This is a genomic window from Alteromonas sp. ABV4_515, assembly GCF_056160345.1.
In genome coordinates, this window is record NZ_JBSWWZ010000003.1 from 377,917 (window position 1) to 391,295 (window position 13,379).

At 48.7% G+C, this 13,379-nt stretch carries 11 protein-coding genes; 1 reads left to right on the top strand and 10 read right to left on the bottom strand.

The features are described 5' to 3' along the window. Positions 1-244: 244 nt before the first annotated feature. Positions 245-1,090 (bottom strand): flagellin N-terminal helical domain-containing protein, encoded by an 846-nt coding sequence (locus ACXAGX_RS09445; protein WP_474817808.1) that lies wholly within the window; start codon positions 1,088-1,090, stop codon positions 245-247. A 1,016-nt stretch (positions 1,091-2,106) separates the two neighbouring features. Continuing rightward, positions 2,107-2,958, bottom strand: a complete 852-nt coding sequence (locus ACXAGX_RS09450; RefSeq protein ID WP_474817807.1) for a flagellin N-terminal helical domain-containing protein — start codon at positions 2,956-2,958, stop codon at positions 2,107-2,109. A 227-nt stretch (positions 2,959-3,185) separates the two neighbouring features. Between ACXAGX_RS09450 and ACXAGX_RS09455 the strand changes: the two genes are divergently transcribed. After that, entirely contained in the window at positions 3,186-4,157 is a 972-nt protein-coding gene (locus ACXAGX_RS09455) for a hypothetical protein (RefSeq protein WP_474837930.1), read from the top strand. Here the strand turns inward: ACXAGX_RS09455 and flgL are convergent. From flgL to flgE, 8 genes are all read right to left on the bottom strand, one after another. Beyond that, positions 4,134-5,363: a flagellar hook-associated protein FlgL gene (flgL, locus tag ACXAGX_RS09460; RefSeq protein WP_474817805.1), complete on the bottom strand. Its 1,230-nt coding sequence runs from the start codon at positions 5,361-5,363 to the stop codon at positions 4,134-4,136. The two genes, ACXAGX_RS09455 and flgL, sit on opposite strands and share 24 nt — an antisense overlap. A gap of 7 nt (positions 5,364-5,370) precedes the next feature. Then, positions 5,371-7,494: a flagellar hook-associated protein FlgK gene (gene flgK, locus ACXAGX_RS09465; protein ID WP_474817803.1), complete on the bottom strand. Its 2,124-nt coding sequence runs from the start codon at positions 7,492-7,494 to the stop codon at positions 5,371-5,373. An 18-nt stretch (positions 7,495-7,512) separates the two neighbouring features. After that, positions 7,513-8,466 (bottom strand): flagellar assembly peptidoglycan hydrolase FlgJ, encoded by a 954-nt coding sequence (flgJ, locus tag ACXAGX_RS09470; RefSeq protein ID WP_474817802.1) that lies wholly within the window; start codon positions 8,464-8,466, stop codon positions 7,513-7,515. Then, complete coding sequence (locus ACXAGX_RS09475) at positions 8,466-9,578, bottom strand: flagellar basal body P-ring protein FlgI (protein WP_474817801.1); 1,113 nt, start codon at positions 9,576-9,578, stop codon at positions 8,466-8,468. The genes flgJ and ACXAGX_RS09475 overlap by 1 nt, the downstream gene beginning before the upstream one ends. An 11-nt stretch (positions 9,579-9,589) precedes the next feature. Beyond that, positions 9,590-10,270: a flagellar basal body L-ring protein FlgH gene (flgH, locus tag ACXAGX_RS09480; protein ID WP_474837932.1), complete on the bottom strand. Its 681-nt coding sequence runs from the start codon at positions 10,268-10,270 to the stop codon at positions 9,590-9,592. A gap of 11 nt (positions 10,271-10,281) precedes the next feature. Next, the gene (flgG, locus tag ACXAGX_RS09485) at positions 10,282-11,070 is read right to left on the bottom strand and encodes a flagellar basal-body rod protein FlgG (protein ID WP_070127076.1); all 789 of its coding nucleotides are present in this window, start codon (positions 11,068-11,070) and stop codon (positions 10,282-10,284) included. A 47-nt stretch (positions 11,071-11,117) separates the two neighbouring features. Then, on the bottom strand, positions 11,118-11,861 hold the full coding sequence (locus ACXAGX_RS09490) for a flagellar basal body rod protein FlgF (RefSeq protein WP_474817799.1): 744 nt from the start codon (positions 11,859-11,861) through the stop codon (positions 11,118-11,120). A 130-nt stretch (positions 11,862-11,991) separates the two neighbouring features. Further along, on the bottom strand, positions 11,992-13,377 hold the full coding sequence (gene flgE / locus ACXAGX_RS09495) for a flagellar hook protein FlgE (protein WP_474817798.1): 1,386 nt from the start codon (positions 13,375-13,377) through the stop codon (positions 11,992-11,994). Positions 13,378-13,379: the final 2 nt, after the last annotated feature.

Consider the following 13,379-nt stretch of genomic DNA (forward strand, 5'->3'; position numbering starts at 1 on the left):
GGCAAGAATTAAAAAAAGGCCGAGACATAAAATCCCGGCCAATTTGCTCACGTTAGGAGATTGAGCAAATTCAGTTACTGTCGGCTGGCAGGTGTTTAGTAGGATAAACTGGCCTCTCAACCAACTCTTCTACACTCTTAGTCCTGTTAGTCGGCACTTTCTTCAAGGAGCGGCCTCTCGGCCGCTAACCTTCTTATCGGGGAATGGCCTCTCAACTCCGTCCCGAGAAAATACCTCTTTCAGATTATCCTAACAGTGATAAAGCTGCTTGTGGACGCTGGTTTGCCTGCGCAAGAATAGTGGTACTTGCTTGTTGCAGGATTTGGTTGCGGCTCAGTTCTGCCGTCTCGGTGGCAAAGTCTGCATCTTTGATACGTGATCTTGCCGCTGATACGTTTTCAGAAATGTTGCTCAGGTTTCTAATCGTTGATTGGAAACGGTTCTGAAGCGCACCTAAGTCTGCGCGTAATCCACCAATTGCCGATACGGCTTTATCTACAGCGGTGAGTAATCGCGATGCACCCTGCTCTGTTAATACGTCATCACTCACGATGCCCAAGCCAGTTGCGCTAAAACCATTTACGCCAGCTCGTCCAAGCGCATTAGTAGATAAATTCACTGAGATAGTTTGACCCGCGTTTGCGCCGACCAAAAACTTAGCAGAGAAGTCACCTTTCAGAATATCCACACCAGCAAATTGCGTGGTCGTAGAAATTCGTGAGATTTCTGTACGCAGTGCAGACACTTCTTTTTGCAGTGCAAGGCGGTCTGCAGAACTATTGATACCGTTTTGAGACTGAATCGCCAGTGTACGAATACGTTGCAGCGCAGTGGTGGTTTCTGCCATTGCGCCTTCTGCTGTCTGAGCAAGAGAGATGCCGTCGTTGGCGTTGCGAACAGCCTGGTTCAGACCCTGAATCTGAGAAGTCATACGGTCGGTAATCTGAAGGCCAGCGGCATCATCTGCTGCTGAATTGATTCTAAAGCCTGAAGACAGGCGTTCGAATGCAGTACTCAGATTGTTACCAGTGGTAAATAATTGACGTTGTGCATTTATAGATGACACGTTGGTATTAACAAATAGACTCATGGGGTCTCTCCTAACAGTTCAAAGTGTTTGCGCTATTATTTTTATAGGTTGCGCGATGTAAATTTGTTGGCACGGTTAGTGCTACCTTCAATGTGTCAGAGTTTCTCTGACGTTTTTCCGGCACACTACCGGTAAAACTTGCTAAGTAGAGAAGTGACTTCTCTATGCTGGCTGGCGGGTTTGTCGTTCCAGACCTCAAACCTCTCACTACCTCCTGGCTTCATTCTCGCCTGTCAGCAGCTCCTTCTTTGATAACCGCTAATACCCTCTATTGTTACCGTTTCAACTTCAAACCAGTCACAAACACAACAATCGTTAACTAAATATCTGAAAGTAAACAATTAAATTACTATCAACATAAAATTAACCAGGCATTTAAGCTTAAAAAAACTTCCACCAGCACTACTTTTTAAGCTTTTACTAAATGAATAAACATCATTCATTCCCTTTGTAATAGTTATCGTCATAATCGGGAAAATCCTTTAGCTTTTTTTTAAATTTTTAAAGGAATATTGGAGGATATATATTTACTAAAAAATTCAACAACTTAAAACTTGAACAAGAAACGAAGAGAAGCGCTTGGCTGACATTTTTTGCAATTTAGTCGGACTCTATTTACTGTAACTCCTACTAAAACGCCCATTAAATATCGTTTTCCCGGTGAATGACTGCGCAGAAAGCATTACGGATATTGCTTCTAGCAAAGCATTCTCGCGTGTTGATGAGACTGCGTGCACGTGGAGCTCGTTATAAATTAGCTAAGTCGATTTCGTATACACACAGCGCGCACGCAGCATTCTGCAATTGTGAGTTGTGAGTTGTGAGTTGTGAGTTGTGAGTTGTGAGTTGTGAGTTGTGAGTTGTGAGTTGTGAGTTGTGATGAGCGTAAAACCACTTGCCGCATAATAAAAAAGCCCGATGAGAACCATCAGGCATTTTTGACGCCGATATATACCGACTCTTACTTGCTAAGGAATGCAGCTAGAGCACTACCTCCTGGCTTTTCCCGTTAACGCTTAACCCAGCAGCTGCAATGCGGCCTGAGGACGCTGGTTAGCCTGTGACAGTACGGTTGTACTTGCCTGCTGAAGGATCTGGTTACGGGTCAGGTTTGCTGTTTCAGTAGCAAAGTCAGTATCTTTAATCTGAGAACGTGCAGCAGAAACGTTTTCTGAAATGTTGCTCAGGTTACGAATGGTTGACTGGAAACGGTTTTGCAGTGCACCTAAATCGGCACGCAGACCACCGATAGCAGAAATAGCGGTATCGATTTTTGCCATCATGCCGGATGCGTTACTGGTTGTTAGAACATCCACATCAGAGCCGGTAATGCCCAGACCCGTTGCGCTGAAACCTTGCACACCTGCACGCGTTAGCGAAGGCGACGACAGGTTTACAGAAATAGTCTGACCAGCGTTTGCGCCCACCAGGAACTTAGCAGAAAAGTCACCACTAAGAATGTTTACACCGGCAAACTGCGTTGTGGTCGAAATACGTGAGATTTCTGTACGTAACGCAGAGACTTCTTTTTGCAGTGCAACACGGTCAGCTGAGCTGTTAATACCGTTTTGTGACTGTACTGCCAGCGTACGAATACGTTGAAGTGCGGTGGTGGTTTCTGATAATGCCCCTTCAGCAGTTTGCGATAATGAAATTGCATCATTGGCATTTCGTACGGCCTGGTTAAGACCTTGTACTTGTGAAGTCATTCGATCGGTTATCTGAAGACCTGCGGCATCATCAGCAGCGCTGTTAATGCGGAAGCCCGAGGATAAACGTTCGAAAGACGTGCTCAGAGAATTACTAACATCAAAAAGCTGACGTTGCGCATTCAGTGAGGATACATTGGTATTCACGAACATAGACATAAAGTCTCTCCTACACTCTCAGTCCAGCAGAGCTGGCTGCCGGAACTACCGGCGATTACAAATAGTAGTCACCAAAACCTGAGGGGTAATTGATGAACTGGCTCTCTCAGTAGTGTTATCGACTTAGACTTTAATCCCTTTAATATAAATCACTAAAAATTGCCGTGGAGCGGCAGACTATTGCCGCCTATACTTGGTTAACATATTGGTTTTATGAAAATTTTAATATGAGAAATATTTTACAACTCCATCAACTTCAGCGCGTTTCATCTCTGGCTGCTCACTGTGCTTTTACCGATTTAATCGCACTGGATGATGGTTTTTTATGCTGTTACCGTCGTGCAGCCAATCACGTGAGTGGCGATGGCAGCATTGATGTAGTGAAGCTATGTAAAAACGGCAAACGCCTTTTCCGGCAAACACTCAGTTTTCCGCAGACAGACTTGCGCGATCCAAAACTGTCTATCGACGATAATGGCAAGATTTGGCTGATAGCCTACTGTCGCCAAGTAAAGAGTGACGGCTCGAAGGTAAAAACGTCTATGTTGAGTTGGTTTTCAGACAATGGCAGATATTGGTCATCACAGAACCGGTTTGGCGAACATGGTTGGTGGCTGTGGCGTATTGCCTGGCACAACAATACGGCGCTAGGGCTGGCTTATAATCGTAAAGCCAATCGACTGGACTTATTTCAGGGCCATCCGCAACGCCGATTTTACCGGCATCCAGTTGCCGCTCTTAGTTTGGAAAGAGACGGATTGGGCTATCCAAATGAAAGTGATTTGGTTATTGATAATAACGGCGTAATTAACGCCCTTGTTCGTCGCGACGCCGATTCTTTCAGTGCCCAATTTGGCATAAGTAAACCGCCGTATCATCGTTGGCAGTGGCAGGATCTTGGTGAGTACATTGGCGGTCCTGCCATGTTGCCGCTAGGCAAAGAACACTTTCTCGTGGCAGGCAGGAAATGGAATGGTGACACTTTTGTCACCCAAATATGGTTGTTGAATAAATCTACAACGCAGCTAAGCGAATGTCTCACACTACCTAGTGCCGGTGACAACAGTTATCCTGGGCTGGTCTTGCTGGGAGATGACCTATTTATCAGCTATTATTCAAGCCATCAGGACAACCAAACGCGCGTCTACTTCGCTCACGTCACCGGTGTAGAAACATTAGCCAATGTAATCAAACAGTGAAAGGCCGGATACTCTTGGGAAGGTGGCCAGAGCCGCGCTTAATGCCGCTTCTTGCTTAGCAAATTCCGTTGAGGCTTCAGCATAATCGGTCTCAACAATGTTCGCTTTGGCATCTTTGGCAGTCAGTTCTAAATCGAGATTGGTTTCGTAAATAGACTCAGCAATATTCAGCCTGCCGCCAAGAGAGGAGCGCTCCAGATTGATGGTTTCCATGCCATTATCTAATCCTACCAAAGCGTCTGCCAGGGCACTTTCCAATGCATCTCCGTTTAACGAGTCGTCCATGAGTTGGTTGGCAATGTCATTTAAGGTTTCGGCAACGTTTTTCTTTTCTGGAGTATTCAATGAAAAGTCTACGGTTTCCCCTACGGTAGCATTAACCGTAAACGTCATTCCCTTAATGGTAAACGGCTCGCCAGAAGTGAAATCAACTGCGCCAACAACGGCAGAGGTACCTAAATTAGTGAGCTGCACCTGGCCCGAGCCCAACACCTCCAACTGATAATTATTGTTAGCCGGTGTAACGGCATCATAGTTGTTGTCGAAGAACTGATCGAAGGTACCCTGCTCCGCCACTTTCGCTGTAGTTACGTTTGCCCCCGCACTTGACCCTGTAACAGAAAAGTTATGACGAGCAAAAACGTTCTCGAACACTTCGAGTCCCGATGAACTGCGCTGAACAGTAACGCTGTCAGAAAGCTTCACGGATGTGGTGCCTGAATCACCTGAGAACGTTATGGCGTTACCGGATGCGGCCGGGTTAAATGTAAACGCTTGCTGCTGTGATTGATAACCCGCAAAGATAAAATTGCCCGAGGCATCCTGGGTGTTCATCAAATCAAGTACTTCGTTGCGGATCTGCTCTAACTCTTTACCGATAGCCCCTTGGTCTTCCTCAGATAAAATACCGTTACCTGCCTGCACCACCAGCGTTCGGGCGCGACGTAACGACTCCGACATGTTGTTGAGCACGGCTTCCTGCTCTTCTAATGCGTTGGTAAGTAGATCGTTGTTACGTTGATACTGCGTGATTTTATCGAGTTGCTCAGTAAGTCGCACCACACTGGCTGCACCTACGGGGTCATCACTTGGACGGTTAAGCTTATTACCGGTAGACAGCGATTCCTGGGTTGCCGTGAGCTGCTTTTGGTTTTCCATGATCGCACGGATGTTTTGATCATAAATCTGATTGGTAGAAATACGCATTTTTACACTACCTCACTACCGACAAAATCGTGTCGAATAAATCTTGTGCCGTTGTCAGGATCCTTGCCGCCGCAGCGTAAGATTGCTGATAACGCACCAGGTTTGCCGCTTCTTCATCGAGACTCACACCAGAAACGGAATCAAACCAGGTTTCAGACTGTACTTTCATGGCTTCGGCAGCTTCCAAAGAAATTTCTGCCGTGGCGGTTTTTTCGCCAACGCGACCAATCAAAGACGAATAAGCATCATGGAATGTCCGGGTTTTGTTACTGCTGTCGGCACTTAGTTGTACCAAGCCTTCCCGTTGCAATCCAGCCAGTACTTCCGCATTGGTGTTGTCTGCCACACCATCTGTATTATAGGTGAGGTTGAAGCTATCGCCAGGTACCGGTACGCCTGACAAACTCACATCATAACCAGGGTAATCATCAAGTGCACTGAACGCAGCCGGCCATGCTGGACCACTACCCGTGGCTTCCGCCTGAGCTAAAAGGTTGTCGTAGTCTGTTACCCCTGACACGTTGGTGATAACCGCGCCAGCGGCATCAAGAACCTGAAAATCCGTTGCCGACGTGAATACAATTTGCGCAGGTGCACCAACTGTGCCGCCTGGCGCGTTGGCTGCATTATGAATACCACCCGCACCATCGAATGCTGAGGCTTCGCTACCAAGCGCGGCGTCCACCACCGTATTAGACACGGTGACTTGCTTAACCTGCGCATCACCTAAGTTGGATAAACTGGCTTCAGCACGTATAGGGGCTGCAAACGCCAGATCTTCCGGGCGTTCGGTGGCAAGCGCAATATCAGAAGCCACATACTTGGTGGGCTGGATCAGAAATTCATTCCCAACGCTGTGTCCGGACGCAGATTGAAACTCAATTTGAATCCCACCAGGCAAGTCGTTATAGCCGGCATTAATGGCTATAGACGGGAAGATGGCGTCACTGCCGTCGGCCAGCTTTTTCGGCGTACCGTCGCTGTTGATCATGGTGAGGGTGACAGAAGTGGGGTAACCACTACCATTTACCGCATCAACGGTAATTTTATAGTCGGCATCAGTAATGTCGCTGCCCTGCCCCGGAATGATTCGGCCACTAACGGGCAAATTATCGGGCGTACCGGTGTAGTTCAGTCCGGTAAACTCGGGAATAGCAAAAATATCGCCACCAAGCTGAAGATCTAAATCCATTCCCAATTTATTTTGAGAGTTAACAGCATCAGCCATCGCCAGGGCTATTTGCCCTACGTCCCGCTGGGCTGGACCCAAAATTTCATCACGAAAACGAAAGAGCCCGCCCAACGAACCACCCACAGAGGCTTCGTTGATATTTATTGCCGTTTCGGATTTGGTTTGAGAATTGAAATGGGTAGCCAACTGCAACTCTTTGAAATTGAGATCGGCGTCGTTCCCCAGTTCAAATACGTTGAAGTCGCCATTCTCAAGAACCAATGATTCGCCGGAAGATAAGTTAATTACCGAAGCGCCATATTGATTTTCTCGCACCTCGATAGACATGAGTTCCGCGAGTTCGTTTATGGCCTTGTCACGTTCGTTGAGCAGTGCACTTGGCTCAGAGTTACTGCCACCTTTCGCAGTGACAATGGCAACATTCAATTCACCGATATTTGTGATCAAGCTATTGGCGCGCTCAACCTGACTGGTAAATTCCAGATTCAGCTCTTCTTCTTTCGCTTCCATAAAGTCTGAAATGGAATTAAGCCGCGCCACCATGCTTGTTGCTTTACCTAGCACGGCCTCTCTGGACGCCAGATTTGTTGGGTCATCGGAAGCAGTTTGTATGGCGGCAAAAAACTCGCTGAGCCCATTGGCAATAGAATTGGCTTCGCCGGCGAGCAAATTATCCAACGACGCGGTTTTTTCAACGAAGGTTTCCAGCTCACCCACCGAGGTAGTGTCGCGACGCAGCTGATTTTGCGCAAAGATGCTGATAACCCGCTCAGTCGTTCCCCGACCAACGCCGCCAAGTGTTGTGCTTTCAAATACCGTTCTTTCTCGCACGTAGCCTTCGGTATTCACGTTGGCAATATTGTTCGAGGTAGAGTTCAGTAGCTGACTGCTGGCATTTACGCCGCTGGTAGCGATGTTGAAAAGATCAGCGCGAATCATTTATCTGCACTCCGGTAATTAAGGCTGGAAGCCCTGGACAATATCACTGCGATACACCGCCATGACTTTTTCGGCATAGTTGGGGTCGGTGGCATACCCGGCCTGCTGTAATTCAGAGAAATACTGCGACGTGTCAGCGCCCTTTTCTACGGCTTGCTGATAGCGAGGCTGAGAACGAATGAAGTTCACGTAGTCGGCAAGGCCGGCTTCCAGACTGTCATATTGCCTAAATGCCGCTTTGCGACGCTCGGGCACACCATTGCTAAATTCAAGGGTATCTACCACCGCTTGCTCACCTTGCCATTGACGATTCGCTTTAATGCCGAAAAGGTTGTGGGTGCTATTTCCTTCCTGATCGTGAATCACAAACTGTCCCCAACCAGTTTCCACCGCGGCTTGCGCGATAATGGCCTTAGCATCTGTGCCAAGCATCTCAGCCGCCTTTTCTGCATGGGGATACAAGGCTTCAACAAAACTTTCCTGGTTTTCAAACATGGCCGCCTTGTAGGCAGACTTGGTACCCTTCGACGCAGATTCCAACACCGTATCCTGTGCCTTGGTAACAGACTCGGCGCGAGCCTGGTTTAAAGATTCAATGTTGCCATCAGCCCTAATGGTGCTGGCTGGGCGATAATTCGGATCTAATTGACCGAGCTGCTTAACGATGAGATCCGCCAGACCAAGGCCGCCGTTGCTGGACAAATCGACGGCAAGCTGCTGATCATGCATATCACGGTAAAACTTTACTTGTTCCGAATTAAATGGGCTGTCTTCATCGGCAAGTGCATCTTGCGCTTTACGCATGGACTTCAGCATCATCTGCACAAATATCGCTTCAAACTGCTGGGCAGCTTCTTGCAACACTTCACCGTTGCCACTTGCCATGGCTTCACGCAGGTTGTTCAACCCACCAATGTCGTTCGCATTGCGGGCCATTTCCAATTGGCTACGTGAAGTGTTTTGCATGTCCATCAGATAATGACCAGTTCGCCACGCAGGGCACCGGCCTGCCTGAGTGCCTCAAGAATAGCCATCAAATCACCGGGGGCTGCGCCTACTTCATTTACCGCGCGGACTAATTGATCCAGGGTTACGCCAGGCTGGAACTTGAACATTCTGCTGTCGGCGAGATCCACATCCACAATAGACTGTGTGGTGACGACCGTGTTGCCATCGGCCAGCGCATTCGGTTGAGACACTTGTTGATTTTCGGCAATAGTGACCGTTAAACCACCATGGGTAATAGCAGCGGGCAGTAAGCGAACGTCCTGACCAATAACAATGGTGCCAGTACGACTATTAATCACCACGCGTGCCGGTGCATCTGCGGGCTCGAAATCAAAATTCTCAAGTACCGCCAGAAAACCCACTCGTTGACCTACGTCACGGGGCGCCGACACACGCACTGATGCGGCATCTATAGGCGTGGCAATGGCATAGCCTTGTTCAGGCTGCGCGCCAAGACGTTCGTTGATGGTATCTGCCAATCGCTTGGCCGTTGAAAAGTCGGGATAATGCAAATTGAGTGTTAGCGTGTCGCCGTTTGCGAAGCCGGACGGCACGGTTTGCTCAACCAGCGCGCCATTAGGAATTCTGCCAACAGTAGGCGTGTTTACCACAATCCGTGAACCGTCACCGCCCTGGGCACCAAAACCGCTTACCACTAAGCTTCCCTGGGCCACCGCATACACTTTGCCGTCAACCCCTTTAAGGAACGTCTGTAGTAAGGTGCCGCCCTGCAGGCTACTTGCTTCACCCACAGACGAAACGGTAACGTCAATCTTTTGTCCTGGTTTAATGAAAGCGGGTAGGTCGGCATGTACCGCCACGGCTGCCACGTTCTTAATTTTAGGCTTGGTGTTCGGGTCGAGACTAATACCAAAATTGCTCAGCATGGTACGGAAACTTTGCTCTGTAAACGGGCTTTGCTCGCCAGTTCCCGGTAGACCCACAACCAATCCGTAGCCGATTAACTGGTTGCTACGCACCCCTTGGATGCTGGCTACGTCTTTAATACGTTGAGCACTGGCGATAACCGGCATGGCAGCCAGCAAAAAGGCTGTGAGGTAAGTCAAAAAACGCATACCGGATACTCCTAGAAAGGCCAGATTTCAGATGAGAAGAAACGGGTAAGCCAGCCCTTCTCCTGCGCCCGGGCAAAACTGCCCGTGCCGCTGTATTGAATGCGGGCGTTAGCGATTCGGGTAGAAACAATCTCATTTTCTGGGCTAATGTCTGAAGGACGAATAATGCCGGTAAGGCGGATGTATTCATCCCCTTGATTCAGGGTTAACCACTTTTCACCGCGGATCACCAGGTTTTGATTCGGCATAATGTCGACAACGGTGACAGAAATGGCGCCTTGCAAACTGTTACTCTGGTTCGCCTGGGCATTACCAGTGAAATCATTCGAGGCATTCAAACCAAGCTGAATCGATTCATTCCCGATATTGATGGGATTACCCCCGAGACCAGTGATGGGCTGTACGTTCACGCCCGTATTTTTCGCAGTTGTGGTGTCCGCAGTCTTTGATGCCGCCGTATTCTCACTTAGTGTTACCGTAATAATGTCGCCAACACGACGGGCGGTAACGTCAGAATACAGACTGTTCGCCATATAAGGTCTGAACAGCGCGCCATCCTCAGTAATGTGCTCCTGAGGGATATCCGGGATCACCGGCGCAAAGGCCGGATCATTCGCCTGTACCGGCGGCTGCGGCGTACTGTTGCAACCGGCCAGCATCATACTAAGTGCGATAAAACCAAGGATCCGCATAATGTCACCTGTTAAAGCTGCTGAATCACCTGACCAAGCATCTGGTCAACAGAAGAAATGACTTTCGAGTTCATCTCGTACAAACGCTGACTTTCAATCAGGTTCACTAATTCTTCCGTGACGTTAACGTTGGAGGTTTCCAGCGTGCCTTGCGAGATGGTGCCTAGCCCCTGCAATCCGGGAACACCTTGAATAGGTGCGCCACTGGAAGCGGTTTCCACAAACAAGTTTTGCCCGGTGGGTTGCAGGCCTGTGGGGTTAACAAAGTCTGAAATATTCAGCTGACCTAAGACCTGAGCATCGGCCTGGCCACGAATAGTGGCCGACACCTCACCGTCCTGTGAAATGGTGATTTGCTGCGCATCTTCAGGCACCGCAATTTCTGGCTGCAACAAAAAGCCTGCGCCAGAGGTAACAATCTGCCCCTGATCATTAAGCGTAAATTGACCATTACGGGTATAAGCAATGGTGCCGTCAGGTTGCAGGATTTCAAAATAACCACGCCCCTGAATCGACATATCGAGGGCATTTTCTGTGGTTAGCATGTTCCCTTGGGTGTGCGCCTTCTGCGTGGCTACCACCTTAGAACCCGACCCCAACATGAGACCTGAAGGCATTTCCGTATCTGCAGACGAACGCCCGCCAGGTTGGTTTATATTCTGGTAAAGCAAATCTTCAAAAATCGCACGATCTTTTTTGAAGCCTACTGTCGAGGCGTTTGCCAGGTTATTGGATACCGTAGCAACGTCGGTTTGTGCGGCGTCTAGCCCAGTTTTACTAATCCATAACGCAGGATGCATATCGACCTCCTGACCACTCGCATGTGCATGTGATCATTAGTTAAAAATTAAATAATACGAAGCAACTGATTGCCACGAGTTGAGAGTTCATCGGCTTGCTTCATCATCTTTACCTGCATCTCATAGTGACGCTGTAAGCTGATCATATTGACCATCTCATCTACTGCATTCACATTTGAGCCTTCAAGCATGCCAGTGCGCACCATGACATTCGGGTCCGCGTCTGCGGGAACGCCATCTTTGGTTCGGAACAATCCGTCATACCCTTTTTCCATATTGTCTAAATCCGGGTTTACCAGTTTCAGACGACCCACTTCTTCGGATACGTTTTCTGGCGCGCCAACGGGGCGGGTAGAAATGGTTCCATCCATGGCAATATTCAGGTTATCTAACGGCACCGGCAAAAAGATCGGGCCGTTATCGCCCATCACGATATTTCCATGCATATCTGTCAACATGCCGTCGGGGCCCAGCTGAAAACTACCGTCACGGCTATACGCTTCCTGACCATCAGCCGCCTGAACAGAGAACCAGCCGTCACCTTGGATGGCTGCGTCAAGGTCACGGTTGGTCTGCACCATGGCGCCGGACTCATAGTTATGAGAAGGGCTTTCGGTCATGGAAAACACCCGAGTCGGCAAACCTTCGCCGTAGGCCGGCATTGCTCTTGCCTGTTCAAGCTGAGTCCGAAAACCCGTGGTCTGTGCATTCGCCAGATTATTGGCACGTACACCCGTGGCCAACAGGTCTTGTTTGGCGCCGCTTGCAGCGATATAGAGTAATTTATCCATGACTGACTTTTGACGTTCTGATTAACAATACCAAGGTGACTGCAATTCAGATGCCAAAAGTAAATTGGCGTAAAGAGGTGAGAATAGATAGAAAAAAGGCCGGCGATGCCGGCCTTCTAAAAGGTGTAAACTATCGGATATTCAGAATGGTCTGGTTTAGCTGATTGTTCACTTCCAATGCACGGGAGTTAGCCTGGAAGTTACGCTGAGCGATGATCAGGTCAATCAACTCTGTTGTCAGGTTAACGTTTGCCTGTTCCAGTGCTGATGAATTGATTTCACCGTAGGTGCCTGTGGTTGCTTCCCCGGCGAGAGCTTCACCCGACGCAATCGACTCTTTCCATTGCGTACTACTTTGCTGCGTTAAGCCCTGCTCGTTAGAAAAGCGAACCAATGCCACGCGAACAATTGGCTCTGACGTACCGTTCGAGAAAGTCGCTCTTACCAGGCCGTCAGGGCCGATATCGATACCCGTCAAACGTCCGACTGGCAAGCCATCCTGCTCTAACGATGTTACTTCAAAGGCTGACGCAAACTGCGTGGGTTCAAGGGTAGTCGCGCCAGCAGGATCGAGGTTGAAGTCGATACTGATTTGCTGCGTAGGATCAGAACCGTTAGAGAGAATGGTTCCCCCTAATGCTTCTGTCTGAATTTTAAAATCGGAACTCGATACACCATCTGCAGCTTGAATAGAAACAAAGTCACCGCCCTGGCTGAATGACATTTTTGCCGCCGTTACAGGAAAACCTGAAGCCGTACCCACGGTGTTAGTCGCAGTGGCAACGTCAGAATCGGTACCGTCGGAATTGACCATATCAATCAGATTGTCATCGATCGCCGTGGCTACATACCAGTCATTCGTTGTCGCCGAAGCCGGATCTTTAATGAAATAGTAGGTCATTACATGACTGTCACCCAGCGAATCGTAAACAGTAACGGAAGTCGCTGCGTTGTAGGTCAGTGGATCATCTGGATTAAACTGAGTTGGATCTAATGCAGGATCACCCGCTGGCAGGTTCATGCGAATATCCACTTCACTGGTTTGCTGAGGCGAACCTGATGAATCTGGAATGCGTACCGGAACCGTTGTACTTAAAGCGACTGAAGAACTGGTACCATCAGTATTGACCGGGAAGCCAAGTAAGTTGTCGCCGTTACTGTTAACCACGAAGTTATCTTCATCCAGCTTAAACTGACCAGCACGGGTAAATGAGAAATCCCGGGAAGTGATCTCTGGTACTGTGGCGAAAAAACCATTACCGGTAATCGCTAAGTCTAATGCGGTATTGGTAAACTGCAAACTACCCTGAGAAAACTGCTGCGCCACTTCTTGCGTCAGTACACCATCACCCACTTTGGTTTTTGCGCCCGCCAGGAGTGACGATGCATAGACATCACCAAACTCTGCACGCGACTCTTTAAAACCAACGGTGTTGACGTTCGCAATGTTGTTGGCGGTGACGTCGAGATCTTTCTGCGCGGCAGAAACGCCACTAAGTGCAATATTAAAAGACATAA

Excerpts from the sequence above, each read along its gene's own strand:
- ACXAGX_RS09445 (WP_474817808.1), bottom strand. The coding sequence starts at position 1,090 with ATGAGTCTATTTGTTAATACCAACGTGTCATCTATAAATGCACAACGT.
- ACXAGX_RS09450 (WP_474817807.1), bottom strand. The coding sequence starts at position 2,958 with ATGTCTATGTTCGTGAATACCAATGTATCCTCACTGAATGCGCAACGT.
- ACXAGX_RS09455 (WP_474837930.1), top strand. The coding sequence starts at position 3,186 with ATGAGAAATATTTTACAACTCCATCAACTTCAGCGCGTTTCATCTCTG.
- flgL (WP_474817805.1), bottom strand. The coding sequence starts at position 5,363 with ATGCGTATTTCTACCAATCAGATTTATGATCAAAACATCCGTGCGATC.
- flgK (WP_474817803.1), bottom strand. The coding sequence starts at position 7,494 with ATGATTCGCGCTGATCTTTTCAACATCGCTACCAGCGGCGTAAATGCC.
- flgJ (WP_474817802.1), bottom strand. The coding sequence starts at position 8,466 with ATGGACATGCAAAACACTTCACGTAGCCAATTGGAAATGGCCCGCAAT.
- ACXAGX_RS09475 (WP_474817801.1), bottom strand. The coding sequence starts at position 9,578 with ATGCGTTTTTTGACTTACCTCACAGCCTTTTTGCTGGCTGCCATGCCG.
- flgH (WP_474837932.1), bottom strand. The coding sequence starts at position 10,270 with ATGCGGATCCTTGGTTTTATCGCACTTAGTATGATGCTGGCCGGTTGC.
- flgG (WP_070127076.1), bottom strand. The coding sequence starts at position 11,070 with ATGCATCCTGCGTTATGGATTAGTAAAACTGGGCTAGACGCCGCACAA.
- ACXAGX_RS09490 (WP_474817799.1), bottom strand. The coding sequence starts at position 11,861 with ATGGATAAATTACTCTATATCGCTGCAAGCGGCGCCAAACAAGACCTG.
- flgE (WP_474817798.1), bottom strand. The coding sequence starts at position 13,377 with ATGTCTTTTAATATTGCACTTAGTGGCGTTTCTGCCGCGCAGAAAGAT.